The 25,291-nt window shown below is 72.4% G+C and carries 26 protein-coding genes; 11 read left to right on the forward strand and 15 right to left on the reverse strand.

Annotated elements, in window-relative coordinates; genetic code table 11:
- Nucleotides 1-19: 19 nt before the first annotated feature.
- The 5 genes from SVTN_RS04950 to SVTN_RS04970 form a co-directional block, all read right to left on the reverse strand.
- Nucleotides 20-1,312: a DUF6986 family protein gene (locus tag SVTN_RS04950; protein WP_041127955.1), complete on the reverse strand. Its 1,293-nt coding sequence runs from the start codon at nucleotides 1,310-1,312 to the stop codon at nucleotides 20-22.
- 155 nt (nucleotides 1,313-1,467) lie between these two features.
- Nucleotides 1,468-2,430 (reverse strand): electron transfer flavoprotein subunit alpha/FixB family protein, encoded by a 963-nt coding sequence (locus SVTN_RS04955; RefSeq protein WP_041127956.1) that lies wholly within the window; start codon nucleotides 2,428-2,430, stop codon nucleotides 1,468-1,470.
- A 54-nt stretch (nucleotides 2,431-2,484) separates the two neighbouring features.
- Nucleotides 2,485-3,270 (reverse strand): electron transfer flavoprotein subunit beta/FixA family protein, encoded by a 786-nt coding sequence (locus SVTN_RS04960; protein ID WP_052498974.1) that lies wholly within the window; start codon nucleotides 3,268-3,270, stop codon nucleotides 2,485-2,487.
- A 200-nt stretch (nucleotides 3,271-3,470) separates the two neighbouring features.
- On the reverse strand, nucleotides 3,471-3,995 hold the full coding sequence (locus tag SVTN_RS04965) for a flavin reductase family protein (RefSeq protein ID WP_041127958.1): 525 nt from the start codon (nucleotides 3,993-3,995) through the stop codon (nucleotides 3,471-3,473).
- 417 nt (nucleotides 3,996-4,412) lie between these two features.
- The gene (locus SVTN_RS04970; RefSeq protein ID WP_030686007.1) at nucleotides 4,413-4,724 is read right to left on the reverse strand and encodes a TlpA family protein disulfide reductase; all 312 of its coding nucleotides are present in this window, start codon (nucleotides 4,722-4,724) and stop codon (nucleotides 4,413-4,415) included.
- Nucleotides 4,725-4,949: 225 nt separating this feature from the next.
- Between SVTN_RS04970 and SVTN_RS04975 the strand changes: the two genes are divergently transcribed.
- Nucleotides 4,950-5,672, forward strand: a complete 723-nt coding sequence (locus SVTN_RS04975; RefSeq protein ID WP_041127959.1) for a lysophospholipid acyltransferase family protein — start codon at nucleotides 4,950-4,952, stop codon at nucleotides 5,670-5,672.
- Between the two features lie 25 nt (nucleotides 5,673-5,697).
- On the opposite strand, the gene SVTN_RS04980 is transcribed toward SVTN_RS04975, so the two are convergent.
- From SVTN_RS04980 to SVTN_RS05000, 5 genes are all read right to left on the reverse strand, one after another.
- Nucleotides 5,698-6,297 carry a transglutaminase-like domain-containing protein gene (locus SVTN_RS04980; protein WP_041127960.1) on the reverse strand — a complete coding sequence of 200 codons (600 nt, stop codon included), beginning with the start codon at nucleotides 6,295-6,297 and terminating at the stop codon, nucleotides 5,698-5,700.
- 74 nt (nucleotides 6,298-6,371) lie between these two features.
- Complete coding sequence (locus SVTN_RS04985; protein ID WP_041127961.1) at nucleotides 6,372-7,451, reverse strand: threonine aldolase family protein; 1,080 nt, start codon at nucleotides 7,449-7,451, stop codon at nucleotides 6,372-6,374.
- A complete protein-coding gene (locus tag SVTN_RS04990; RefSeq protein ID WP_041133597.1) occupies nucleotides 7,448-8,209 on the reverse strand; it encodes an SDR family oxidoreductase in 762 nt (253 codons plus the stop codon). Before SVTN_RS04990 ends, SVTN_RS04985 begins: the two co-directional genes overlap by 4 nt.
- A gap of 35 nt (nucleotides 8,210-8,244) precedes the next feature.
- Nucleotides 8,245-9,651 (reverse strand): DUF6421 family protein, encoded by a 1,407-nt coding sequence (locus SVTN_RS04995; RefSeq protein ID WP_041127962.1) that lies wholly within the window; start codon nucleotides 9,649-9,651, stop codon nucleotides 8,245-8,247.
- Between the two features lie 159 nt (nucleotides 9,652-9,810).
- Nucleotides 9,811-10,362: a GNAT family N-acetyltransferase gene (locus SVTN_RS05000; RefSeq protein ID WP_041127963.1), complete on the reverse strand. Its 552-nt coding sequence runs from the start codon at nucleotides 10,360-10,362 to the stop codon at nucleotides 9,811-9,813.
- A gap of 178 nt (nucleotides 10,363-10,540) precedes the next feature.
- Between SVTN_RS05000 and SVTN_RS05005 the strand changes: the two genes are divergently transcribed.
- The 4 genes from SVTN_RS05005 to SVTN_RS05020 all read left to right on the forward strand — a co-directional run bounded on the left by SVTN_RS05005 (nucleotide 10,541) and on the right by SVTN_RS05020 (nucleotide 13,868).
- Nucleotides 10,541-11,125 carry a DUF5134 domain-containing protein gene (locus SVTN_RS05005; RefSeq protein WP_041127964.1) on the forward strand — a complete coding sequence of 195 codons (585 nt, stop codon included), beginning with the start codon at nucleotides 10,541-10,543 and terminating at the stop codon, nucleotides 11,123-11,125.
- 115 nt (nucleotides 11,126-11,240) lie between these two features.
- On the forward strand, nucleotides 11,241-12,176 hold the full coding sequence (locus SVTN_RS05010) for a M56 family metallopeptidase (RefSeq protein ID WP_041127965.1): 936 nt from the start codon (nucleotides 11,241-11,243) through the stop codon (nucleotides 12,174-12,176).
- Between the two features lie 294 nt (nucleotides 12,177-12,470).
- Nucleotides 12,471-13,115, forward strand: coding sequence for a phosphatase PAP2 family protein (locus tag SVTN_RS05015; RefSeq protein ID WP_041127966.1), 645 nt, complete (start codon nucleotides 12,471-12,473; stop codon nucleotides 13,113-13,115).
- Between the two features lie 129 nt (nucleotides 13,116-13,244).
- Nucleotides 13,245-13,868 (forward strand): TetR/AcrR family transcriptional regulator, encoded by a 624-nt coding sequence (locus tag SVTN_RS05020; protein WP_052498976.1) that lies wholly within the window; start codon nucleotides 13,245-13,247, stop codon nucleotides 13,866-13,868.
- Between the two features lie 14 nt (nucleotides 13,869-13,882).
- Here SVTN_RS05020 and SVTN_RS05025 read toward each other — a convergent pair whose 3' ends face one another.
- Complete coding sequence (locus tag SVTN_RS05025) at nucleotides 13,883-15,313, reverse strand: LVIVD repeat-containing protein (RefSeq protein ID WP_245727870.1); 1,431 nt, start codon at nucleotides 15,311-15,313, stop codon at nucleotides 13,883-13,885.
- Nucleotides 15,314-15,593: 280 nt separating this feature from the next.
- On the opposite strand from SVTN_RS05025, the gene SVTN_RS05030 reads away from it, so the two are divergent.
- Nucleotides 15,594-16,244 carry a DUF305 domain-containing protein gene (locus SVTN_RS05030; protein ID WP_041127968.1) on the forward strand — a complete coding sequence of 217 codons (651 nt, stop codon included), beginning with the start codon at nucleotides 15,594-15,596 and terminating at the stop codon, nucleotides 16,242-16,244.
- Nucleotides 16,245-16,299: 55 nt separating this feature from the next.
- Here SVTN_RS05030 and SVTN_RS05035 read toward each other — a convergent pair whose 3' ends face one another.
- Nucleotides 16,300-16,653: an ArsR/SmtB family transcription factor gene (locus SVTN_RS05035; protein ID WP_041127969.1), complete on the reverse strand. Its 354-nt coding sequence runs from the start codon at nucleotides 16,651-16,653 to the stop codon at nucleotides 16,300-16,302.
- A gap of 123 nt (nucleotides 16,654-16,776) precedes the next feature.
- Here SVTN_RS05035 and SVTN_RS05040 point away from each other — a divergent pair, with 123 nt between their 5' ends.
- From SVTN_RS05040 to SVTN_RS05050, 3 genes are all read left to right on the forward strand, one after another.
- The gene (locus tag SVTN_RS05040) at nucleotides 16,777-17,856 is read left to right on the forward strand and encodes an NADH:flavin oxidoreductase/NADH oxidase (RefSeq protein ID WP_041127970.1); all 1,080 of its coding nucleotides are present in this window, start codon (nucleotides 16,777-16,779) and stop codon (nucleotides 17,854-17,856) included.
- A gap of 86 nt (nucleotides 17,857-17,942) precedes the next feature.
- A complete protein-coding gene (locus tag SVTN_RS05045; RefSeq protein ID WP_041127971.1) occupies nucleotides 17,943-19,025 on the forward strand; it encodes a WD40/YVTN/BNR-like repeat-containing protein in 1,083 nt (360 codons plus the stop codon).
- A 127-nt stretch (nucleotides 19,026-19,152) separates the two neighbouring features.
- Entirely contained in the window at nucleotides 19,153-19,410 is a 258-nt protein-coding gene (locus SVTN_RS05050) for an RICIN domain-containing protein (RefSeq protein ID WP_041127972.1), read from the forward strand.
- 42 nt (nucleotides 19,411-19,452) lie between these two features.
- Here the strand turns inward: SVTN_RS05050 and SVTN_RS05055 are convergent, their stop codons facing one another.
- On the reverse strand, nucleotides 19,453-20,130 hold the full coding sequence (locus SVTN_RS05055; RefSeq protein ID WP_041127973.1) for a uracil-DNA glycosylase: 678 nt from the start codon (nucleotides 20,128-20,130) through the stop codon (nucleotides 19,453-19,455).
- Between the two features lie 88 nt (nucleotides 20,131-20,218).
- On the opposite strand from SVTN_RS05055, the gene SVTN_RS05060 reads away from it, so the two are divergent.
- Both SVTN_RS05060 and SVTN_RS05065 read left to right on the forward strand, forming a co-directional pair.
- Complete coding sequence (locus SVTN_RS05060) at nucleotides 20,219-21,214, forward strand: N-acetylglucosamine kinase (RefSeq protein ID WP_078908212.1); 996 nt, start codon at nucleotides 20,219-20,221, stop codon at nucleotides 21,212-21,214.
- Nucleotides 21,215-21,392: 178 nt separating this feature from the next.
- Nucleotides 21,393-22,316, forward strand: coding sequence for a sirohydrochlorin chelatase (locus SVTN_RS05065; protein ID WP_041127975.1), 924 nt, complete (start codon nucleotides 21,393-21,395; stop codon nucleotides 22,314-22,316).
- Between the two features lie 86 nt (nucleotides 22,317-22,402).
- On the opposite strand, the gene SVTN_RS05070 is transcribed toward SVTN_RS05065, so the two are convergent.
- Nucleotides 22,403-23,458, reverse strand: a complete 1,056-nt coding sequence (locus SVTN_RS05070) for a lactonase family protein (RefSeq protein WP_052498978.1) — start codon at nucleotides 23,456-23,458, stop codon at nucleotides 22,403-22,405.
- A gap of 141 nt (nucleotides 23,459-23,599) precedes the next feature.
- Entirely contained in the window at nucleotides 23,600-25,096 is a 1,497-nt protein-coding gene (locus SVTN_RS05075; protein ID WP_041133600.1) for an FUSC family protein, read from the reverse strand.
- Nucleotides 25,097-25,291 lie beyond the last annotated feature (195 nt).

The raw sequence follows: 25,291 nt of genomic DNA on the forward strand, positions 1-25,291 counted from the left end.
TTGGCGGGAAAGTGACCGTTTAGCGATCAGTGGTGGCGGTGAGGTCGCCTCGGCGCGGGGCGGCGAAGCGGTCGAGGTCGGCGCGGGTCATGCCGGTGAGGGCGTCGACCTCGGCGGCGTCGAGGGCGCCGCACTGGAGGCCGCGCAGCAGGTAGGAGCTGAGGGCCTTGGCGGTTGCGGGCTCGTCCATGACGTCGCCGCCGACGTGGTTGGCGTAGGCGGAGAGGCGCTTGGCGGCGGTCTCGAAGCCCTCGCGGTAGAAGGCGAAGACGGCGGCGTAGCGGGTGGGGATGTGGCCGGGGTGCATGTCCCAGCCCTGGTAGTAGGCGCGGGCCAGGGCGCGGCGGGTGAGGCCATAATGCAGGCGCCAGGCCTCGTGGACGTGCTCGGTGGAGCCGACGGGCAGGACGTTGGTGGAGCCGTCGGAGACGCGGACGCCGGTGCCGGCGGCGGCGACCTGCATGATCGCCTTGGCGTGGTCGGCGGCCGGGTGGTCGCTGGCCTGGTAGGCGGCGGAGACGCCGACGCAGGCGCTGTAGTCGAAGGTGCCGTAGTGCAGTCCGGTGGCGCGGCCCTCTGCGGCGCCGATCATGCGGGCCACGGCGGCGGTGCCGTCGCTGGCGAGGATGGACTGGCTGGTCTCGATCTGGATCTCGAAGCCGAGGCGGCCAGCGTCGAGGCCGTGGGCCTTCTCGAAGGCCTCCAGGAGGCGGACGAAGGCGGAGACCTGCTCGGGGTAGGTGACCTTGGGGAGGGTGAGGACGAGGCCGTCGGGGAGGCCGCCGTTCTCCAGGAGGCCGGTGAGGAAGACGTCGGTGGTGCGGATGCCGCGGTCGCGTACGGCGGCCTCCATGCACTTCATCCGGATGCCCATGTACGGGGCGGCGGTGCCGTTCGCGTACGCCTCGGAGATCAGGCGGGCGGCGCGGGCGGCGTCCTGGTCCTCGTCCCGGCCGGCGTAGCCGTCCTCGAAGTCGACGCGGAGGTCCTCGATGGGCTCGCGCTCCAGCTTGGCCCGTACGCGGCCGTAGACGTCCTCGGCGAGCTCGTCGGAGAGGCCGAGGACGGCGGCGAAGGAGGCGGCGTCGGGGGCGTGCTCGTCGAGTGCGGCGAGGGCCTGGTCGCCCCAGGAGCGGATGGTGCCGGCGTCGAAGACGTTGCCGGGGACGTAGACCGTGTGGACGGGCTGGCGGGTGCCGGGGTCTCCCGGGTAGCGCCGGTCGAGCTCGGCGTCCACCGCTGCGAGGGAGGCGCTGATGCCCTCGCTGACCGCGCCGGCGAGGCTCGTCGACACCTTCTCCTGCTGACCCATCCTGCATCCTCCTGTTTTCCGCTGCACGGAATCAACAATCCGTATAGCAAAATTAGTAGGCCCTCGGACCTGCGTCAATGGTTGTCCGAAACGGCCGGGGGCCGCACGGCGAGTGATCGCCGTGCGGCCCCCGGGACCGACAGAACCGCAGGTCATCAGCCCTTGCGGGACTTGACCTCTTCGGTGAGCTGCGGGACGACGTCGAAGAGGTCGCCCACGACGCCGTAGTCGACGAGGTCGAAGATCGGAGCCTCGGCGTCCTTGTTGATGGCGACGATGGTCTTCGAGGTCTGCATGCCCGCGCGGTGCTGGATCGCGCCGGAGATGCCGGAGGCGATGTACAGCTGCGGCGAGACCGACTTGCCGGTCTGGCCGACCTGGTTGGAGTGCGGGTACCAGCCGGCGTCGACGGCGGCGCGGGAGGCGCCGACGGCGGCACCGAGCGAGTCGGCGAGCGCCTCGATGACGGCGAAGTTCTCGGCGCCGTTGACGCCGCGGCCGCCGGAGACCACGATCGCGGCCTCGGTCAGCTCCGGGCGGCCGGTCGACTCGCGCGGGGTGCGGGCGGTGATCTTGGTGCCGTGGGCCATCTCCGAGAAGGAGACGGCGAGCGCCTCGACGGCGCCGGCGGCCGGGGCGGCCTCGACGGGGGCCGAGTTCGGCTTGACCGTGATGACCGGGGTGCCCTTGGAGACGCGGGACTTGGTGGTGAAGGAGGCGGCGAACGCGGACTGCGTCGCGACCGGGCCCTCGTCACCGGCCTCCAGGTCGACGGCGTCGGTGATGATGCCGGAGCCGATGCGCACCGCGAGGCGGGCGGCGATCTCCTTGCCCTCGGCGGAGGACGGGACGAGCACGGCGGCCGGGGAGACGGCCTCGTACGCGGCCTGGAGGGCCTCGACCTTCGGGACGACGAGGTACTCGGCGAACTCGGGGGCGTCGGCGGTGAGGACCTTCACCGCGCCGTGCTCGGCGAGCGCGGCGGCGGTGTCGGCGGCGCCGTTGCCGAGGGCGACGGCGACCGGGTCGCCGAGGCGGCGGGCGAGGGTCAGCAGCTCCAGGGTGGGCTTGCGGACGGCTCCGTCGACGTGGTCGACGTAGACGAGAATCTCAGCCATGGGACTTCAATCTCCTGAGAACGGAAGGGGCGGTCTGGTGGGCTCTCGGGAGCCTTAGATGAACTTCTGGCTCGCGAGGAACTCGGCCAGCTGCTTGCCGCCCTCGCCCTCGTCCTTGACGATCGTGCCGGCGGTGCGGGCCGGACGCTCGGCGGCGGAGTCGACCGCGGTCCAGGCACCCTCCAGGCCGACCTCGTCGGCCTCGATCTCCAGGTCCTCCAGGTCCAGGGACTCGACCGGCTTCTTCTTGGCGGCCATGATGCCCTTGAAGGACGGGTAGCGGGCCTCGCCCGACTGGTCCGTCACGGAGACGACGGCCGGAAGCGAGGCCTCCAGCTGCTCGGAGGCGGTGTCGCCGTCGCGGCGGCCCGTGACGACGCCGTCCTCGATCTTGACCTCGGAGAGCAGGGTGACCTGCGGGACGCCCAGGCGCTCGGCGAGGATGGCCGGGAGGACGCCCATGGTGCCGTCGGTGGAGGCCATGCCGGCGATGACGACGTCGTAGCCGACCTTCTCGATCGCCTTGGCGAGCACCAGCGAGGTGCCCATGACGTCGGTGCCGTGCAGGTCGTCGTCCTCGACGTGGACGGCCTTGTCGGCGCCCATGGAGAGCGCCTTGCGCAGCGCGTCCTTGGCGTCCTCGGGGCCGACCGTGAGCACGGTGACCTCGGCGTCGTCGGCCTCTTCGGCGATCTGCAGGGCCTGCTCGACGGCGTACTCGTCGAGCTCCGACAGCAGGCCGTCGACGTCGTCGCGGTCGACGGTCAGGTCATCGGCGAAGTGCCGGTCGCCGGTGGCGTCGGGCACGTACTTCACACAGACAACGATCCTCAAGCTCACGCCGGCTCTCCTACTGCATCGGTCATAACTGGGCTGCCTTGTTGCTCGCAGCATAGGCGCCTGAAGGGCGGGTTTCCGGTCGGGGCGCCAGACGCCCCGACCGGAATATTACTCGTCAGTACACCCAGTTCGTTACCGCTGAGCAAGCGCTCAGGCATGTGACCTTGCCAACGCGCGGAGAGCGGCGCGCACGGGAACTCTCAGTCGCGCAGCGCGTTGAAGCGGCCGTGGTGGTAGAGGAGCGGCCGGCCCGCCCCGTCCGGGTCCCCGGCCACCGCCTGCGCGATGACGATCCGGTGGTCCCCGGCGGGCACCCGGGCCACCACGCGGCAGACCAGCCAGGCCAGGACGCCGTCGAGCACGGGCACGCCCTCGGGGCCGATGCTCCAGCGGGTGCCCTCGCCGAAGCGGTCGGCGCCGCTGCGCGCGAAGGTGGCCGCGAGCTCCTGCTGGTGCTCGCCGAGTATGTGCACGCCGATGAACTCGGCCTCGGAGACCACCGGCCAACTGGAGGAGCCCGTGCCCACCCCGAAGGAGATCAGCGGGGGTTCGGCGGCGACGGAGTTGAGCGAGGTGGCGGTGAAACCGACGGGCCGCTCGCCGTGCGCGGTGATGACCGCGACACCGGCCGCGTGCCGGCGGAAGACGGAGCGGAGCAGATCGGGAGAGGCCTGCCGGGGTGCGCCGATCGTGGGAACGGTACGGAGCTCGGGCGAAACCGTCATGGAGTTGTCCTTCTGCGAGGGCGTCATGAGAGGGGTCCTGGGGTGGTCAGACACCCGGACAGCGCGCACTCGCGTTGCGGGCCAGATCCACGTGGGCCCGGCCGTAGAGAAGGAGTTCTATGGGCACTCCGTCAGGGTGACGATCGGTGGCGGGTGCAGTCAAGTGCGTACCGGGATGTGGGAGAAGTGTCACGGCGTCAGACCGGGCCCGCCGGGCCCTTCCACGCTCGGGCCCCGCTCGGCCCGCGGCGGACCCTGCGCCGGACGCACGCGGCCGGACGCGCGGCGGACCGTCCGTCAGACGACCCGGCCGGGCGTGCGGCGAACTCTTCGCCGGACGGCGCGGGCGTGTGTGCGTGCGTGCGTGCGGCGAACCCTTCGTCAGACGACCCGGCCGGGCGTGCGGCGGACCGTCCGTCAGACGGCGCGGCCCAGGGCTGCGATGACGTCCGCCCTGCGGGGCTGCCCCGCGGCCCTGCGGACGACGCGTCCGGCGGCGTCGAGGACGAGGACGGTGGGGGTACGGGCGATGCCGAGCTCGCGCACGAGGTCGAGGCGCTCCTCGGCGTCGATCTCCACGTGCCCCACGCCCGGCACCATCGCGGCGACCTCGGCGAGGGTGCGGCGGGTGGCCCGGCAGGGCTGACAGAAGGCCGTCGAGAACTGGACGAGGGTGGCCCGCTCCCCCAGTGCGGCGCCGAGCGCCTCCGGCCCCAGGACCTCGGTCATCCCACTTCCCTTCGCTCTCCCGTTCCTCCGGTGCAGCGTCCCACGGGGCCGATGGATTCCCGCCACCGACCACCGCGAGTGACGAGAATCTCCCCGTATGAAGCCGTCTGGACTGGTCACGGGGCCGCACATGGGGCACGATCTGCCCAAAGCCGAAAACCTACGGCCGCGTAACTTCGCCGGGAGAACCCCCCTCCGGGCACATGAAGAAGAGGTTCCTCTCCGATGGCAGAACTCGTCTATCGACCGGTCATCGGCGCCGCTCTGACCATGTTCAAGGCGCTCGACCTGAAGATCGACACGCAGGGTTCGGAGCACATCCCCCGGACCGGCGGCGCGGTGCTCGTGAGCAACCACATCAGCTATCTGGACTTCATCTTCACCGGTCTCGCCGCCCTGCCGCAGAAGCGCCTGGTGCGCTTCATGGCGAAGGACTCGGTCTTCAAGCACAAGATCTCGGGGCCGCTCATGCGCGGCATGAAGCACATCCCGGTGGACCGCGCCCAGGGCGAGCACGCGTACCAGCACGCCCTGGAGTCGCTGCGGGCCGGCGAGATCATCGGCGTCTTCCCCGAGGCGACCATCTCCCAGTCCTTCACGCTGAAGAGCTTCAAGACGGGTGCGGCGCGCCTGGCGCAGGAGGCGGGCGTCCCGCTGATCCCGATGGCGCTGTGGGGCACCCAGCGGCTGTGGACGAAGGGCAAGCCGCGGAACTTCAAGCGGAGCCACATCCCGGTGACCATCCGCGTGGGCGAGCCGGTGGAGGCCCCCGCCGACCAGTACGCGGGCGCGATCACCCGGCGCCTCCGCGAGCGCGTCCAGGAGCTCCTGGAGGCCGCGCAGCGCGCCTACCCGGTGCGACCGAAGGACGCGAACGACACCTGGTGGATTCCCGCGCACCTCGGCGGTACGGCTCCGACGCCGGCCCAGGTCAAGGAAGCCGGCTGACGGAACCGTTCCTGCACCGCCCGGATCACAGCTCGGCCGGCAGCGTCCGGTCGAGGTACGGGCGGTCCGGGGCGGCCTTCAGGGCGCCCAGGACGACCGGGTGCGGCTCGGCGTACAGCTCGGGGTAGTCCACTTCGCCGAGCTCCGGCCGTACGGTCCAGGCCAGCCGCTCCTCCCCCAGGGAGAACCGGGCGTCGACGCCCGGCTTGTTCCCCCGCACGTCCTGGCGGGCCCAGGCTCTCTCCCCGGGCAGCAGGACGGCGACGAGGCCGTGGACGACCGGGTCCGAGCCGTCGTCCTCGGTGAGCCGCTGGTAGCAGAGGGCGGCGGGGATTCCGCGGGCCCGCAGGAGCGCGGCGTAGGCGAGGGACTTGGCGTAGCAGATGCCGTTGCGCTGCTCCAGGACGTCGGAGGCGCGCCAGGTGACGCGGAGATCGCCGGAGTCCATGGAGTGCGGGATGGTGTCGCGGACGAAGGCGTAGGCCGCTTCGGCGTATGAGTATGCGTCGGGATGATCCGCGGCGAGGCGCTCGGAGACGTCCTTGACGAGCGGGTGGTCGTGATCGACCGACTCGCTTGCCGCAAGGTACGCGTCGATATCGGGGTTCTGCTGAATGAGTTCCATGCGGGACGACCCTATGAAAACGGCCGGACGGAGTCAATGACTTTCCGTCCGGCCGCATTTTTATGCAGACCTGCTCAGCGGGCCAGCTCTTCCTTCAGGGCCTGGAGGAAGGCGTCCACGTCGTCCTCCGTGGTGTCGAAGGCGCACATCCAGCGGACATCGCCGGCGGCCTCGTCCCAGAAGTAGAAGCGGAACCGTTCCTGCAGGCGTCGGCTCACCTCGTGCGGGAGGCGGGCGAAGACCGCGTTGGCCTGCACCGGGTAGAGGATCTCCACCCCGTCGAGCTCGCGCACCCCGGCGGCGAGACGCTGGGCCATCGCGTTGCCGTGGCGGGCGTTGCGCAGCCACAGGTCCTTCGCGAGGAGGGCCTCCAGCTGTACCGACACGAAGCGCATCTTCGAGGCGAGCTGCATGGACAGCTTGCGCAGGTGCTTCATGTGGCTGACCGCGTCGGGGTTGAGCACGACGACGGCCTCGCCGAAGAGCATGCCGTTCTTCGTGCCGCCGTACGAGATCACGTCCACGCCGACCGCGTTGGTGAAGGCGCGCATGGGCACGTCGAGCGAGGCTGCCGCGTTGGCTATGCGGGCCCCGTCGAGGTGCACCTTCATGCCCTTGGCGTGGGCGTGCTCGACGATCGCGCGGATCTCCTCCACCGTGTAGACGGTGCCGAGCTCCGTGTTCTGGGTGATCGAGACGACCTGGGGCATGGCCCGGTGCTCGTCCTCCCAGCCCCAGGCCTGCCGGTCGATCAGCTCGGGGGTGAGCTTGCCGTCCGGGGTCGGGACGGTGAGCAGCTTGAGGCCGCCCATCCGCTCCGGCGCGCCGCCCTCGTCCACGTTGATGTGGGCGGTCTCGGCGCAGATCACGGCGCCCCAGCGGTCGGTGAGCGCCTGGAGGGCGGTCACGTTCGCCCCGGTCCCGTTGAAGACCGGGAAGGCTTCGGCGGTGGGGCCGAAGTGGCTGTGCATGATCCGCTGGAGGTGCTCGGTGTACTGGTCCTCGCCGTAGGCGACCTGGTGGCCTTCGTTGGCGAGGGCGAGGGCCGCGAGGACCTCGGGGTGGGCGCCGGCGTAGTTGTCGCTGGCGAAGCCCCGGACCGACGGGTCGTGGTGACGACGTGCGTCGGTCCTGGGGCCGAGTGCCGCGGTCACGGCTTGGGGGTCAGCCACAGACGCTGTCCATTCACTTCCTGGGCGGGCTTGTCCCAGAGACCCGCGATCTCGTTCGCCAGGTCCTTGACGTCGGTGAAGCCCGCGAACTTCGCGTTGGGGCGTTCGGCGCGCATGGCGTCGTGCACCAATGCCTTGATCACCAGGATGGCAGCCGCCGCCTGCGGGCCGTCGTCGCCCCCCAGCTTGCGGAAGGAGTCGGCCATGGCGAGGGTCCAGGCCTCGGCGGCCGCCTTGCCGGCGTTGTACGCGGCGTTGTTGGCGACCGGCTTGTGGGCGCCGGACTGGCTGATCAGGGCGTACCGGCCGCGTCCGCCGGCGCGCAGCAGCCCGTCGTGGAAGGCGAGCGAGGTGTGCTGGACGGTGCGGATCAGGAGCTTCTCCAGGAAGTCCCAGTCCTTGAGGTCGGTCTCCGTGAAGGAGGCGCTGCCGCGCCAGCCGCCGACCAGGTGGACCAGGCCGTCGATCCGGCCGAACTCCTTCTCGGTCTTCGCGGCCCAGTCGCGCGTGGCGTCCAGGTCGAGGAGGTCGACCGTGTCGCCGACGACCTTGGCTCCGCCGTGGGCGTAGCGGGCGGCGTCGACGGCCTCCGCGAGGCGCGCCGGGTCGGCGTCGGAGGCGACGACCGTGGCACCGGCCTCGGCGAGACGCAGCAGCGTCGCGCGGCCCGCGGGGCCGGCCGCGCCGGCGACCGCGATGACGGCGCCGTCGAGCGGTCCGCCGTTTCCGTTGGAGATCATGGGCGACGCCTCCTCGGTGTTCTCGGTGAGGTCGCTCACGCGGCGGCCCGCACGGTGCTCGGGACGTCGGCGGCGGTGATCCCCTTGGTGTCGGCGATCACGCCCTTCAGCTTCTTGGCCAGGGCCTCAAAGAACATGCTGAGCGGAAACTCGTCCGGAAGCACGTCGTCGACCAGCTTGCGCGGCGGGAGGGACAGGTCGAGGGCGTCGGGACCCTTGGCCCACTTCGATCCCGGGTGCGGGGCGAGGTAGGTGGAGACGAACTCGTACGCCTTGAACCAGTGGACCAGCTTCGGGCGGTCGATGCCCTCGCGGTAGAGGGTCTCGATCTCGGCGCAGAGGCGGTTGGTGACCTCGGGGGCCCGGTCCCAGTCGATGGTGAGGATGTTGTCCGTCCAGCGCACCACGTCGTTCTTGTGGAGGTACGCGAAGAGGAGCTGGCCGCCCAGACCGTCGTAGTTGCGGGTGCGGTCGCCGGTGAGCGGGAAGCGGAACATCCGGTCGAAGAGGACCGCGTACTGCACGTCACGGCCGTGCGCGTTGCCCTCTGCCTCCAGCTTCACGGCCTCCTTGAAGGCGGTGAGGTCGCAGCGGAGCTCCTCCAGGCCGTACATCCAGAAGGGCTGGCGCTGCTTGATCATGAAGGGGTCGAAGGGCAGGTCGCCGCGGCTGTGGGCGCGGTCGTGGACCAGGTCCCAGAGCGCGAAGGCCTGCTGGCAGCGCTCCTGGTCGCCGAGCATGACGGCGATGTCCTCGGGCAGCTTCACGCCGAGGGTGTCGACCGCGGCCTCGGTGACCTTGCGGAAGCGCGCGGCCTCGCGGTCGCAGAAGATGCCGCCCCAGGTGAAGCGCTCGGGGACCTCGCGGACGGCGACGGTCTCGGGGAAGAGGACGGCCGAGTTGGTGTCGTAACCGGCGGTGAAGTCCTCGAAGGTGATGCCGCAGAAGCCCGGGTTGTCGTAGCGGGTGCGCTCCAGCTCGGAGAGCCACTCCGGCCAGACCATGCGGAGCACGACGGCCTCGAAGTTGCGGTCGAGGTTGCCGTTCTGCGTGTACATCGGGAAGAGCACGAGGTGCTGGAGCCCGTCGGCACGGCCGGCGGCCGGGTGGAACTCCATGAGGGAGTCCAGGAAGTCCGGCACGGTGAAGCCGCTCTCGACCCACTTGCGCAGGTCCGCGACGAGGGCGCGGTGGTAGGCGCCGTCGTGCGGGACGAGCGGGGAGAGCTGCTCGACGGCCGCGGTCAGGCGGTCGACGGCGAGCTCGACGAGCGCGCGGGCGGGGGCGCCCTCGGCCTCGAAGTCGATGGAGCCGTCGGCGCTCTGCCAGGGGCGGATCTCCTCCACGGCATTCTTGAGCTCGGCCCAGGCCGGGTGGTCGATCACGCGGGCGTCGGTGGATATCGCCCCACCGGTCACGTCCTGCACAAGAATTTCCGTCATGCCTCTTCCTCCACAGGAGAACCTTGCGTCAAGACAACGTAACCATTGACGCTTCGTTCCCACAAGGGGAGGCAAGAGAAATTATCCTGCGTGCCCCCCCTGCCGACAGAAGTTTTTCCTGTCGGTCAGGGTTGAAGCCACTCTTCCGCCGTACGGGGTTCAGCCGAGCTGCTTGATCAGCAGCTCGAACTCCAGGTCGTCGCGCTGGGGCAGTCCGAAGCGCTCGTCGCCGTACGGGAACGGGGTCATCCGGCCCGTGCGCCGGTAGCCGCGCCGCTCGTACCAGGCGATCAGCTCCTCGCGCACGGAGATCACCGTCATGTGCATCTCGCGCGCGTCCCACAGCTCGCGCACCCGGCGCTCGGCCTCCGCGATGATCTGCTTGCCCAGGCCCGCGCCCTGCAGCTCGGGGCGGACCGCGAACATGCCGAAGTACGCGGCCTCGCCCCGGTGCTCCAGCTGGCAGCAGGCGACGAGCTCGCCGTCGCGCTCGACGACCAGGAGCCGGCTGCCGGGGGCGGTGATGACCGCGGTCACGCCCTCGGGGTCGGTGCGCTGCCCCTGGAGGATGTCCGCCTCCGTGGTCCAGCCGCCCCGGCTGGCGTCGCCCCGGTAGGCCGACTCGACGAGCGGGACGAGGGCCGGGACGTCGTCGAGGACCGCTTCGCGGTAGCTGATCCGGCCGGTCTCCTGGGACGTGGCGGTGTCCATGTAACGGGGCTCCCCTCGGGCGCTGACGATCGGCGTGCGCGATCGTCCCGAGCCTAACGCGCGCCTTTCACTCCCCCTTCGTACGCCCGTGCGCGCCCGTGCGCCCGCGTGCGGCGCCCGGGAGGCGGGCATTGCTTGCTGAAGGGGAGCGTCCAGGGGGACCAGGGGGAGGTGTGCCGTGCACGGACCGGCCCTGTCCGGGTGGTTGCTGGTCGCGCTGTGCGCGGCGACGGGCGTGTACTGCCTGCTGCGGATGCGCGTCTGCGCCGGTGCGGAGCGGAAGGCCGCGGGCGGCGAGGCGGTGATGAGCTTCGGAATGGCGTCCATGGCGGTGCCCGCCGCCGTCCTGACCCCACCGGAGTGGGGCTGGGCGGTGTACGCGGCGGTGTTCGGCGCGGCGACGCTGCACGGCCTCCTCGCGGTGCGGCACGGCGGCCATCATCTGCACCACCTGGTGGGCTCGCTCGCCATGGTCTACATGGCGGTGGCGATGGCGGCGCCCGGCGCGGCGGGGGCGCACGCGGGGCACACGGCGGGGCACGCGGCGGGGCACGCGGCGGGGGCGGTGGGTGGCATACCCGTGCTCACGGCCGGGCTCCTCCTCTATTACACGGCGTACGTGCTCCGCTCGGGGGCGCGGCTCGTGCCGGTGGCGGCGACCGCCGGCGGCCCGGGTCCCGCCTGGGTGACCGGACCGGAGCTGACGCTCGCCTGCCGGCTCTCGATGGCGCTCGCGATGCTCGCGATGCTGGTGACGCTGTGAGGCCCTCGTGGGATCCGGTCCGATGACAGCACCTTCCGGCCAACCAAACCGTGGCGTACGTCACTTGCCGTCCCAGCCCATACCCCGGCGAGTACCGCGCTCATAGGCTGACGCCATGTGGGTCTCCCTCGCGCTGTTCCTGCTCGGCGTCCTGACCGCCCTCGCCGCCCCCCGGCTGCTGTCCCGGGCGGACTGGGTGGAGCGAGAACCCGTGGTGGCCCTGTGGGTGTGGCAGTGCGTGGTGGCCGCGGTGCTGCTGAGCTTCGCGCTCTCCATGACGTTCAGTGCGTCCGCGGCCTGGCAGGCCGTCCGGGGACAGGTCTTCGCGGGCGCGCCGCGCGCGGTGGTCGACGCGTACGAACTGGGCACCTCGGGACCCTGGTCCGCGGTGCTCGCGGTGGTCCTCGCGGCCGGCGGGCTCTGGTCCGGGGCGATGCTGGGCCGGGAGATCGGCCGGGCCCGCGCCCGGCGCAGACAGCGCCGCTGCGATCTGCTCGTCCGCGCGCCCCTGCTGCCCGGGGAGCGGCCGGGCAGCGAGCGGCTCGTCGTCCTGGAGGACGAGCGGGCGGACGCCTGGTGGATGGCGGGGGCGACGCCCCGGCTGGTCATCACGACGGCGGCGCTGCGGCGGTTGAAGGGCCGTCAGCTGGACGCGGTCCTCGCGCACGAGCAGGGCCACGCCCGGGCCCGGCACGACTGGCTGCTGCACGGCTCGGGGGCGCTGGCCGCCGGATTCCCGGGGATCCCGGTCTTCGCGGCCTTCCGCGAGGAGATGCACCGCCTGGTGGAGCTGGCCGCCGACGACGTGGCCTCGCGCCGCTTCGGCCGGCTGACGACCGCGCTCGCGCTGGTCGAACTGAACGAGGACCGGGGAGTGTTCGGCCCCGGCCCGGCCCCCGCCGCCGATCTGCCGCAGCGGGTGAACCGGCTGCTGGCCGCGACGCCCCGCCTCACCGCCGGACGCCGGCTCCGGCTGACGGCGGCCGCGTCCCTGGTGCCCGTGGTCCCCGTACTCGTGGCCTTCGTGCCGGCGCTCCGCGCGCTGGGATAGCGCCGGATGACGCCGCGCACGACGGACGGACCCCGAACACCGGAACCCGCAGCGCGCGCGACCGCCGCGGGCGAGACGGCGGGCCCCACGCCTCTCATGGCGGGCAGGGCTCGCACAGCAGGCTCCATAGCGCGCACAGCCGACGCGGCCCCGACAGCATGCTCCGCGGCGCGCGCAGTCGACGCGGCCGGGACGGCGGGCCCCACGCCGCGCACAGTCGAAGCCGCCCGGAGGGCGACGCGCGTGGGTCGGTCGGAGGGCGGCGCGGGGGCGATCGTCGGGCAGGATCGGCGCATGCGCACCTCCGCCCTGGTCTCCGGGGTCCTGGCTCTGATTCTGCTCGTGCTCGTCGCCGTGGAGTGGTCGCCGCTGCTCTCCTTCGACCGCTCGGTCGCCGAGGCGCTCCACCGCAACGCCCTCGCCCACCCCGGGTTCACCCACGTCAACCGTGTCCTCACCGACTGGGTGTGGGACCCGTGGACGATGCGCGCCCTGGCCGCCGTCACCGCGGTGCTGCTGTGGTGGCGGCGGGACCGGCGGGCGGCGCTGTGGGTGGCCGGGACGAGCCTGCTGGCCGCCGGGCTCCAGCAGGCCGTCAAGGACCTGGTGGGGCGGGAGCGGCCGCAGTGGACCGACCCGGTGGACTCGGCGCACTACGCCGCCTTCCCGTCGGGGCACGCGATGACGGCGACGGTCACCTTCGGGCTGCTGCTGTGGGTGCTCGCCCTGCACTGGCGGGAGGAGTGGCGCGGCTGGGGCACCCTGACGGGCGTCGCCGTCGTCTCGGTGCTCGGGGTGGGCTGGACGCGGGTCTACCTGGGCGTGCACTGGCCCTCGGACGTCGTCGAGGGCTGGCTGCTCGGCTGGTGCTGTGTGACCGCGGCCGTGCTCACGTACCGCTGGAGCGAGCGGCGCGGAAGAATGGGAGAAAGACGATGAAGCCGCCTGTTCTGGACGATCCCCCGTGTCGCCCAGAACAGACGGCATCCCCGGCGGTATGCCACACGGACATGCCGACGGGATGCGCCGAGTATATTGGCCGGCAGCCAGTCAACGCAGGAGTCCAGCATGTCCCCGCGTAGCCCATCGGTCAATGAAGAGCTTCGGCGCCGGTCGCGGGAGCGGATTCTCCAGGCCACCGTGGAGCTGATCGACGCCCACGGCTACGAGGCGACCACGCTCGGCGACATAGCGGAGCGGGCCGGTACGGCGCGGGGGCTGATCTCGTACTACTTCCCCGGCAAGCGGCAGCTGCTCCAGGCGGCGGTGCACCGGCTGATGCACCTCACCCTGGAGGAGGCGCTCGAACGCGAGCCGCGCACGGAGGACGGCCGCGAGCGGCTGGCCCGGGCGATCGACGCGATCCTGGGGCTCGCGGTGACGCGGCCCACCCTGATGCGGACCCACATGGCGGGCATCCTGCAGGCCGACGGGTTCGTGCAGTGCGAGGAGCAGCAGCGCCTGGCCTTCCTGCTGCGGGACACGGTCACGCGGTACGGCTCCGCGGACGTGGACACCGACTATCCGCTGCTGCGCGCCCTGCTGATGGGCGCGGTGGTGGCGGTGCTGCTGCCGGGGGCCCCGATGCCGCTGGCGCGCCTGCGTTCGGAGCTGTTCCACCGGTACGGGCTCGACTGGGAGGCGGGCATGCCGCCGGACGGGGGTCCGCCCGACGGCACGCCGCGGTCGTGAAGCGGTGACCGGTCCTAGAAGTCGTCGAAGTAGTCCGGCTGGCTCTGGACGTTGAGCTCGTCCATCCGGATCCGCTTCGCCGGGTCGGTACGACGGTCGGAGAGCTTCAGGACGTCGAAGCCCTTCGCGATGTCGTTCGAGTAGATGTAGCCGTTGTAGTAGTACGCCGACCAGGAGCCGCCCGTCGCCATGGTGGTGGCGGACAGCGGGCCGCGCTCGAAGTAGGCGATCTCCTTCGGGGCGGAGGAGTCGGTGAAGTCCCAGACGGAGACGCCGCCCTGGTACCAGGCCTGGACCATGAGGTCCTTGCCCTTGACCGGGATCAGCGAGCCGTTGTGGGCGACGCAGTTCTCGGTGTCGGCCTGGTGGCGCGGGATCTTGAAGTAGCTGCGGAAGACGAGCTTGCGCTGGTCGCCCTTGCCGACGATGTCGTAGATGCCGTCGGCGCCCCGGTTCGGGCCGACCGCGGCGTTGCAGGTGGCGGCGCCGCCGCCGCCGAGCTCGTCGGTGAAGACGACCTTGTTCGCCTTCTGGTTGAAGGTCGCGGAGTGCCAGAACGCGAAGTTGACGTTGTCCTCGACCTGGTCGAGCACGCGCGGGTGCTCGGGGTCCTTGATGTCGAAGAGGATGCCGTCACCCATGCAGGCACCGGCCGCGAGGTCCTGCGACGGCAGCACGGTGATGTCGTGGCAGCCGGTGGTCTTGGAGACGCCCGGGTTGGTGGGCGCGCCCGGGTTGCCGCCGCCGTCCGGGCCCTCGCCCGGGAAGAGGACGGGGAAGTTGACGACCGCCGCCTGCTCGGGCGCCTTGCGGGGCACCTTGATGACGGAGATGCCGTCGTGCGGGGGCTGGCAGTCCGGGAAGGCCGCGTTGGGCGAGTAGGAGGAGACGTAGATGTACACGTTCTTGCCCTTGGGCACGATCGTGTGGGTGTGGGAACCGCAGTTGGTCTCGACGGCGGCGACGTACTTCGGGTTGGTGATGTCGCTGATGTCGAAGATCTTCATGCCCTCCCAGGATTCCTTGACCGAGGCGGGCTGCGTCGTGCTGGCGCACGAGTTGTCGCTCCGGGAGGAGTCGGTGGAGAGGAAGACGAGGTTCCCGGAGACGGAGATGTCGTTCTGGGAGCCCGGGCAGAGGACCTGCGCGACGGTCTTCGGGGCCTTCGGGTCGCTGATGTCGTAGATCCGGAAGCCGTCGTAGTTGCCGGCGAAGGCGTACTTGCCCTGGAAGGCGAGGTCCGAGTTGAGGCTCTTGAGGGCGTCCTTGGGGACGTTCGCGAGGTGCTCGATGTTGGAGCTGTGGACGATCTCGTCCACGCCGGGTATCTCGCCGCTCTGGATGGCGGCGCGCGCCTCGGCAGCTTCCTGGGAGGAGACGGCCTCCTGTGCGGGGGCGGCGTCTCCGGGGTCGGGGGTGGCGGCCGCGGGTCCTGCCACGAGCATGGCGGCCAGCAGCCCGGCGGCGGCCGATGCCACACCCAGGTGTCTGAACCGGGCACGCGGGTCGCGCGTGTCGGACGTGGTACGCGGGGTACGCAACGAAGTCACTCCGTCCTCCCTGGTATCCGTTCAGCTTTGAACGGGTGTTGGACCCCGGCAGTATCTTCCTTGCCGTGCTCATCTCAACAGATGGCAACAGAGACGTAATGAAGGTTTTTGATCGGTCAAGACGAGAAAGTGCTAGGAACGGTCACTGTCCCCGTAAGAACCCCTGGAGGTCGCGTTGTTGATCCGCCGTCAGCGTGTCGTCGCCGCCGTGGCCCTGTCCGCCGTCGCCGCACTCGCCCTGGGCGCCTGCGAGTCGGGGCCCGGCAAGGGCGCGCCGCAGGCCGAGGGCTCGACCGGGCCGTCGGTGGTGGCACCGGGGAAGCCGGGTGAACCGGCCCGGCGGATATCCCCCGAGGAGGCCGCCCGACTGCTCCCCGACGAGAGCCCGAACGGCGCGGACTTCCGCTACGTGCAGATGATGGTGGTGCACCACCGGCAGGCCCTGACGATGACGGAGCTGGTTCCGCAGCGGGCGTCGTCCCCCCAGGTGAAGAAGGTGGCCGAGCGGATCGCGGCGGCGCAGCGGCCGGAGATCGGCGCGATGGAAGGTTGGCTGAAAAACAACGGCGGTCCGCGCGCACAGGGCGCCCATGACCATCACTCGATGCCGGGCATGGCGACCGAGGACCAGCTGAAGGAGCTGAGGGGCGCGAAGGGGAAGGCCTTCGACGAGCTCTTCCTGAAGCTCATGATCACGCACCACGAGGGGGCGGTGACGATGGCCGCCGAGGTGCTGAGCGAGGGGAACAACGTCCTCGTGGAGGAGATGGCGAACGACGTGATCGCCCAGCAGACCGCGGAGATCGACCGGATGCGCTCCCTGTAGCCGGATGCGGCAGTCGGGTGCGGTAGCCGGATGCGCCTTCGAGGGGTGGCGGCCGTCAGGCCGTCTCCCCCTCGCGGTCGGCCTGGGCGCCGGCGGCGGACAGGACGGAGTCGAGGAGGCCGGGGAAGAGGGCGTCGAGGTCGCTCCTGCGCAGGCAGTTGAGCTTGGCCGTGCCCCGGTACATCTGCCGGATCACACCGCTCTCGCGGAGCACCCGGAAGTGGTGCGTGGTCGTGGACTTGGTCACCGGGAGGTCGAAGTACGAGCAGCTGAGTTCGGTGTCCTCGCGCGCCATGTCCCGCACGATCTGCAGACGCACGGCGTCCGCGAGCGCGTGCAGCACCTCTTCGAGGCGGATCTGGTCGCGCGTGGGGTGTTCGAGGACGCGCGGGCTGGTGGTGGTCGTCATGGCGGCGGCTCCACTTCATCCGGGATGCGACCCATTGTACGAGAGCCCTCGTAGTTTGACAGGCGCCGTACTACGATGAGTATCGTACGAGTACCTTCGAGGCACCCCGAAACGGAGTCCGTCATGAGCGTCGCCCTGTTCGAGCCCTACGCCCTGCGTTCCCTGACCGTGCCCAACCGGGTCTGGATGGCGCCCATGTGCCAGTACTCGGCGGAGACGAGCGGACCGAACGCGGGCGTGGCGGGCGACTGGCACTTCGCCCACTACGCGGCCCGTGCCACCGGCGGCGCCGGACTGATCCTCGTCGAGGCGACCGCCGTCTCCCCCGAGGGCCGCATCAGCCCGGCGGACCTCGGCCTCTGGAACGACACCCAGGTCGAAGGACTGCGGCGGATCTCCGGCTTCCTCAAGGAGCACGGCACCGTGCCCGGCATCCAGATCGGCCACGCCGGCCGCAAGGCCTCCACCAACCGGCCCTGGCAGGGCCGCGGCCCGGTCGACCCGAGCGAGGGCTGGCAGCCCGTCGGCCCCAGCCCGGTCGCGTTCGACGAGGCCCACCCCGTACCGACCGAGCTGACCGCGGAGCGGATCCGGGAGATCACCGGGCAGTTCGCGGACGCGGCCCGGCGCGCCCTGGCGGCCGGCTTCGAGGTCCTGGAGGTGCACGGGGCGCACGGCTACCTCATCGGCGAGTTCCTCTCCCCGCACAGCAACCACCGCACGGACGCGTACGGCGGCTCGTTCGAGAACCGGACCCGTCTCGCCCTGGAGGTCGTCGACGCGGTGCGGGCCGTCTGGCCCGAGGAACTGCCCCTCTTCTTCCGCATCTCCGCGACCGACTGGCTGGAGGAGCAGGGCTGGACGGTCGACGAGACCGTACGGTTCGCCGCCCTCCTGCGCGAGCACGGCGTCGACCTCCTCGACGTCTCCAGCGGCGGCAACGGCGGACCGGCCCGGATCCCGGTGGGCCCCGGCTACCAGGTGCCCTTCGCCGCCCGCGTCAAGGCGGAGACCGGGCTGCCCGTCGCCGCCGTCGGTCTGATCACCGAGAGCGGGCAGGCCGAGAAGATCCTCGCCAACGGCGAGGCCGACGCGGTCCTCCTCGGCCGCGAGCTGCTGCGCGACGCCTCCTGGCCGCGCCGCGCCGCCCGCGAGCTGGGCGCGACGACCCCGGCGCCGTCGCAGTACGCCTGGGCGATCTGACCGCGGCGCGCCTCCGAGGGCCGTTGTCAGTGGCCGGGTGCAGACTGGCCCGCATCAGTGACAACGGCGTCCTGGAGGTGGCAGTCATGCCCGACGTACTTCTCACCGTGGGCACCCGCAAGGGTCTCTTCATCGGCCGACGGCAGGACGGACGGTGGGAGTTCGACGATCCCGGCTTCCCCGCGCAGGCGGTGTACTCGGTCGCCATCGACACCCGGCGGCCGACCCCTCGCCTGCTCGCGGGCGGGGACAGCGCGCACTGGGGCCCCTCCGTCTTCCACTCCGACGACCTCGGCAGGACGTGGACCGAACCGGCCCGCCCCGCCGTGAAGTTCCCCGAGGACACCGGGGCCTCCCTGGAGCGCGTCTGGCAGCTGCACCCGGCACCGGAGCACTCCCCCGACGTCGTGTACGCGGGGACGGAGCCGGCCGCGCTCTTCCGGTCGGCGGACGGCGGCGAGTCCTTCGAGCTCGTCCGTCCGCTCTGGGAGCACCCGACGCGCTCGAAGTGGGTGCCCGGCGGAGGCGGCGAGGCCGTGCACACCGTCGTCACCGATCCGCGCGACCCGGACGCGCTGGCGGTCGCGGTGTCGACCGCGGGGGTGTTCCGCTCGCGGGACGGCGGGGCCGCGTGGGCGCCTTCCAACCAGGGGGTGTCGGCCGTCTTCCTGCCCGACCCGCACCCCGAGTTCGGGCAGTGCGTCCACAAGATCGCCCAGGACGCGGGCGACAAGGACCGGCTCTACCTCCAGAACCACTGGGGGGTCTTCCGCAGCGACGACGCGGGCGCGAGCTGGACCGACATCGGCTCGGGGCTCCCCTCCGACTTCGGGTTCGCGATCGCCGCGCACCCCCACCGCCCCGACACCGCCTACGTCTTCCCGATCACCGCCGACTCCGACCGGGTCCCGGCGGGCCGCCGCTGCCGGGTCTACCGCACGACGGACGCGGGCGGGACCTGGGAGCCGCTGACCCGGGGACTGCCCGAGGCCGACCACTACGGCACGGTGCTCCGGGACGCGCTCTGCACGGACGACGCGGACCCGGCGGGCGTCTACTTCGGCAACCGCAACGGCGAGGTGTACGCGAGCGCCGACGACGGGGACAGCTGGCAGCTGCTCGCGGAGCACCTGCCGGACGTGCTGTGCGTGCGGGCGGCCGTGATCTGACGGAATGGCGGATTCCGCCGATCTTGGTCAAATCCGCGTACAGGAAAGGAAGTTCGTTCGCACAGGCATGCGATCACGAGGCCGCTCTCCCGGCCGTCGGCCGGGGCCTCCCTGATTGCAGAGGACCATGGAGCTCAGCCTGTTCTCCCACGCCCGCCGCGGCCTGCTCGTGCTCGCGGCCACCGTCGGCATGCTCTTCGGACTCACGGCCGCGCCCGCGCAGGCCCAGGACCTCGTCCTCGACGGCGTCTTCCAGCTCCAGCCCACGCACACCTCCGGCAAGTGCCTGGAGGTCGCCGACTGGCGCGTCGACAACGGCGCCCCGGCGCGGCTGTGGGACTGCACCTACCAGCCCAACCAGAAGTTCTACTTCAAGCGGGTCTGACCCGCTGATCGGGGCGCCGGTCCGGCCGGCGCCCCTCCGGGCTCAGGGCAGGCGCCAGTCCACCGGCTGCGCGCCCTGGCTCACCAGCAGCTCGTTCGCCCGGCTGAACGGGCGGGAGCCGAAGAAGCCCCGGTCCGCCGACATCGGGGAGGGGTGCGCGGACTCGATCACCGGCAGGTTGCCGAGGAGCGGGCGGGCCCTGCGGGCGTCGCTGCCCCAGAGGATCGACACCAGGGGCTTGCCCCGGGCGGCCAGCGCGCGGATGGCCTGCTCGGTCACCTCTTCCCAGCCCTTGCCCCGGTGGGCGCCCGCCTTGCGCGGGGCCGTGGTCAGCGCCCTGTTGAGCAGCAGGACGCCCTGGCGGGTCCACGGCGTCAGGTCGCCGTTCGACGGCCGGGGCAGACCGAGGTCGGTGTGCAGCTCCCGGAAGATGTTCTCCAGGCTGGGGGGCAGCGAGCGGACCTCGGGCGCGACCGAGAAGCTGAGCCCCATCGCCATCCCCGGCGTGTGGTACGGATCCTGACCCACGATCAGGACCCGCACGTCGTCGAAGGGCTGCTGGAAGGCCCGCAGCACGTTCTGTCCGGCGGGCAGGTACGTCCGGCCCGCGGCGATCTCCGCCCGCAGGAAGTCGCCCATCGCGGCGATACGCCCCGCCACGGGGCTCAGGGCCTCCGCCCAGCCGGGCTCCACCAGTTCGTTCAAGGGTCGCGCTGTCACGGTCCGTCACTCTACCGGCCTACGCTGACAACCCGGTCCGGCCCGGACCTCCGCCCGCTCCCGCGCACGTCTTCGAGGATGGTGCACCGTGGTTTCCGTGAACGAACCCTTCGAGGGCCTTGTCGTCGGCGTCGACTCCGGAGGCTCGGGGCTCCGGATCGCCCTGGCCGAGGCCGCGAGCGGCGCCGTCCTGGAGACCGTCTCCTCCCGGGAGCCGGTGCGGACGGGGCCCGGCGGGATCTCCGCCGGTCACTTCCTGGAGCAGGTCCTGCCCGCCGTCGCCGCCCTGCGGGAGCGGGTCGGTGCGCCTCCGGTCGTCGCCGTGGCCGTGGGCGCCGCCGGGATGGCGACCCTCGGGGACGAGCTGCGGGCCGGACTGCCGGGCGCCTTCGCGGAGGCATGGGGCGTGCGCCGGCTCGCCCTCGCGGCCGACGCGGTCACCGCGTACGCCGGGGCGCTCGGGCAGCGGGCGGGCGCCGTCGTCGCGGGCGGTACGGGGCTGATCGCCCTCGGCACGGATCTGACGTCCTGGCGGCGGGCCGACGGCTGGGGGCACCTGCTCGGCGACTGCGGCAGCGGCGCCTGGATCGGCCGGGCGGGCCTGGAGGCGGCGATGCGCGCGCACGACGGGCGGCGCGGGGGCTCGGCGGCGCTGCTGACGCGGGCCGAGAAGCTCTTCGGTCCTGCGGCCGGACTGCCGGGCGTGCTGTACCCGCGTACGGACCGGCCCGCGGTGCTCGCCTCCTTCGCCCCCGAGGTGGGGCGGTGCGCCGCGACGGATCCCGTGGCGGCCGGCATCCTCGCGCGGGCCGGCGCGCACATCGCCGAGGCCGCCGAGGCGGCCTGCCCGGCGGAGCCGGGGGCCCTGGTGGCGCTCACCGGGGGACTCTTCAAGATGGGCGACCCCTTGCTCGTACCGCTGCGGGCCGCGCTCGGGGAGCTGCTGCCGCAGGCGCGGACGGTGGAGCCGGCGGGAGATCCGCTCGCCGGGGCCGTCGCGCTCGCCTCCGCGCTCGCCACCGGAACCCTGCGCCTGCCGGAAGATCCCTCCTTGCTCCGCCTGTTCGGCGTCGGGGCGGGCTAGGCGGCCCGTCCGGCCAGCTGGGAGGCGGTGCGCAGAGGGCCGATCCGGCTCTGACGGTACGAGGGGAAAAGGGAAACGGAACGGAAGCCACGGCCGAGAGCGGACATAGAGGGGCAGAAGGCGCGTGACCGCACCTCAGCCAACTGCGCGGCAGGCGAAACCAGTAGCATGCGGCGCCATGAGCTCCCCCACTGGGCCTGCTTCCGGCCTGCCTGTACGAATGCCTCGACCCCGCCAGTCCGGGCGGCACCGTCGCCCCGAACCCGCGGCGGCGCCCGAGGGCGCTCCCGCACTGGTTCTCGCCGTGCCCGGCGCGCCGTCCGCCGCCATACGCTCACTGGCCGAGGAGGTCGTGAGCATCGCCCGCTCCGAGCTGCCCGGCCTGGAGGCCGCGATCGGCTTCCTGGAGGGCGACGACACCGAGTACCCCTCGCTCGCGACCGTCCTCACGGCGGCCGAGAAGCTGCGCACCGAGCGGTACGAGCTGGCCCTGGCCGCCGGCCGCGAGGCCACCGCCCCGACGGGCCCGGCCGCGGTCGTCGTCCCGCTGCTCGCGGGCCCGGACAGCGCCCAGATGCGCCAGGTGCGCCAGGGCCTCATGGACGGTGGCAACACCGCCGAGCTGACCGACGTCCTCGGCCCGCACCCGCTGCTCGCCGAGGCGCTGCACGTGCGCCTCTCCGAGGCCGGTCTGGCCCGCGCCGACCGGGCCAGGCTGTTCACGGTCGCGACGGCCGCCGACGGCATCATCCTGGCCACGGTCGGTGGCGAGGAGGCCGTGCAGGCCGCCGGGATCACCGGCATGCTGCTCGCCGCGCGCCTCGCCGTCCCGGTGATGGCCGCCGCGCTCGACCAGGAGGGTTCCATCGCCTCCGTGGCCGAGCAGCTGCGCGCCGCCGGTGCGGAGCAGCTGGCCCTCGCCCCGTACCTGATCGGCCCCGAGCTGGCCGACGGTCTCCTCGACGAGGCCTCGAAGGAGGCCGGGTGCGCCGCCGCCGAGCCGCTGGGTGCCTACCCGGCCATCGGCAAGCTGGTGCTCTCGCAGTACACGGCCGCCCTCGGCATTCCGCCGCAGCAGCCGCAGGGCGCGCCCTCGCTCTGAGGCCGCGACCCCGCCTCGTACGGAAGGGCCCGCTCCGGAATCGTCCGGTGCGGGCCCTTCGTCGTGTCCTGCGGGAGTGCGGCGGCTCAGCCGAAGACGACGCAGGAGGCGGCGGGGGCCTCGATCGAGCCCGCGCGCGACGGGATCCCGCTCTCCGGGTCGAGGGTGAACCAGGTGACGTCGCCGGAGCGCTCGTTCGCCGCGTACAGGCGCCTGCCGGAGGGATCGAGGGTCAGGTCGCGGGGCCAGGTGCCGCCGCAGGGCACGGTGGCGACGAGACGGGCCCCGGCGCCGTCGGCGTCGAGGGCGAGCACGGCGAGGGTGTCGTCGCCGCGCACGGCGGCCCAGAGGAAGCGGCCGTCGGGGGCGACGACCACCTCGGAGGGGTGGCTGGGGCCGGTGGTACCGCCGGGGACGACGGGGGTCTCGGCGAGCGGTGCGAGCACGCCCTTCGCGGCGTCCCAGCGGCAGACGGTGAGGGTGGGCTCCAGCTCGTTCAGGACGTACGCGTGCGTGCCGGCCGGATGGAAGGCGAGGTGGCGCGGTCCGGTGCCGGGGCGCAGCGCGGTCTCGCCGTGGAGGGTGAGCTCCCCGGTCGCGGGGTCGAGGGCGCAGATCCGTACGGAGTCGGTGCCGAGGTCCACGCTGACGACCCAGCCGCCGCTGGGATCGGGGAGCACCTGGTGGGCGTGCGGGCCGCTCTGGCGGTCGGCGACGGGGCCGCTGCCCTCGTGGCGCAGGACAGCGGTGGCGGGGCGGGCGGTGCCGTCCTCGGCGAGGGGCAGGGCGGTGACGCTGCCGGAGGTGTAGTTGGCGGTGAGGAGGTGCCCGGCGGCGAGCGCCAGGTGGGTGGGTCCGGCTCCGTCGACGGGCACGGGGGCGCCGAGCGGCTCGGGCGCGGGCCCGGTGACGTCGAAGGCGGCCACGGCGCCCGCCTCGGTCTCGGACACGGCGTGGAGCACGGGGCCGGCGAGGGCGAGGAAGGAGGGGTCGGCGACGGCGTCGCTGCCGCCGGTGACGGTCAGCGCGCCGGTCTCCTCGTCGACGTCGGCGGCGAGGACCCCGAGGCCGCCCGCCGAGGTGAAGGAGCCGATGTACGCCCGTACCCCGCTCCGGCCCTGATCCGTCCCTGTGCCGCCCACGGCGCCTCCCCTGCCCCGGGGCCGGTCGCGGTCGACCGGCCGTCGTCTCGTGGCGCCGACGGTAGCAGTCGGTCTAGACCAAACGGCGGTGCCCGGCGCGTCCGAGCGGACGAGCCGGGCACCTGGCGCTACAGAGCCCCGTCAGGAACGGACCGCCCAGGCGCCGGGCGGAGTCCGCAGCGGAGCGTCCAGCTCCGTGAGCACGCGAGCCAGTCCCCTGGCGTGGGCGAGAGCCGGCGCGCCCACGTGAGGGACGTCGGTCTCGGCCCGGAAGTGCCCCTCCAGCTCCATCGCGCCCCCTTCGCCGGAAGTGAGGGCCTCCACGGCGGCCTCGACCCGCCAGCAGGCGGCGGCCAGGCGGGCGTCGTGACTGGCGTCCGGGTCGGCGGCCACGGCGACCAGGCCCCGCACCTCCGCGGCCGCCTCGTCGAGGAGCCCGAGGACGCGGCGCGCCCGCTGCTTCCTCCCCGTGAAGGGGGTCAGCGGGTGCACCAGCGGAGCCAGCGAGAGCCGCACGCGCCCGAGAAGCGCCTCCAGCTCGGCGGCGTGCGGCGTCGGGTCGGCGGCCTCCTCGCCGGCGAGACGCCGGACGGACGCCGAGGTGGCGGACCGGACGCAGAGGAGCGCCCGCTGGATCCACGCGTCGTTCGTCGTGTGCGTCCGCACGGGAAGGACCAGCGTCACGGCAAGAGCGGCGCACACGGCGCCGACGCCGGTCTCGGTCACGCGCAGGAGGAGCAGCGCGCCGTCCAGCACCCCGAGGAGTCCGTAGAGCAGGCTGGCCATCACGGTGACCGCCAGGATCATCCAGCTGTACGACACGGGGGCGGCGTAGAAGATCCCGAACACGCACACGGCGACCAGCACCGCGGTGGCGACGGGCGCCCCGCCCAGCGGGACGGCGATGAGGAATCCGGCGGCGATGCCGGTGACGGTGCCGAGGACGCGGCGGAAGCCCCGTACGAGCGTCTCGCCCCGCGAGGCCGTGTTGACGAAGATCCACCAGACGGTGCCGACGGCCCAGTACCAGCGCTGCTCCGAGAGGAACTGGCCGATGACGAGGGCCGCCCCCGAGGCGACGGTGACCTGGACGGCCTGGCGGGTGGTGGCCCGGGCCAGTCCCGTCCCGGGCAGCGGGGCGGGCGCCGCCGGCGGCGGGACCCGACGCTCGAGGGGCCACAGCACGAAGCGCACGGTCCCGGCCGCGCCCAGGGCGATGCCGGTGGCCGCGTACAGCTCGGGGAGCTGCGCGGGGACGGCGTGCAGGAACTGGGTCACGAAGAACTGCATGAAGGCGAAGATGCCGAGCGCGTGTCCGCGCGGCCCCCAGCGGCGCGCGTACACGCCCGCGAAGATCACGAGCAGCCAGGCCGCGTCGCGCAGGAGCGGCGCGCCGTGCAGGAGCGCCGCGAGGGCGAGCACCGGAAAACCGACCGTCGGCAGCAGGGCGGTGGTGACGACCTGCCGGCGCACCGTGGGGTCGCCGACCGTGAAGAGGGCGAGCAGCGCGGCGAGCCCGGCGGTGATGGACGCGACGAGGGACAGCCCGAGCAGCTCGGACAGGGCGACCGCGAGCCCGACGCCCAGGACGGCACGGAGCGAGGTCCTGAGCCGGACGAGCCCCGGATCCGGGGCCATGAAGTACTTCTGCACGGCGGCCAATCCGCCCCCCTTGATCTGTTCCTCGGCGCGCGCGAGGTTCCCCTGGGGTGGTGGGGGCTCGGACACGACGAAGGCACCGCGGGCCTGTCCGGCCTCGTCGCCGGACGGCGCTGCGCGGCGCCGAAGGTATGTGATGGCTACAAGGATAGACCGCAGGGGGTACGGCGGCTC

Source organism: Streptomyces vietnamensis, assembly GCF_000830005.1.
GTDB lineage: Bacteria > Actinomycetota > Actinomycetes > Streptomycetales > Streptomycetaceae > Streptomyces > Streptomyces vietnamensis.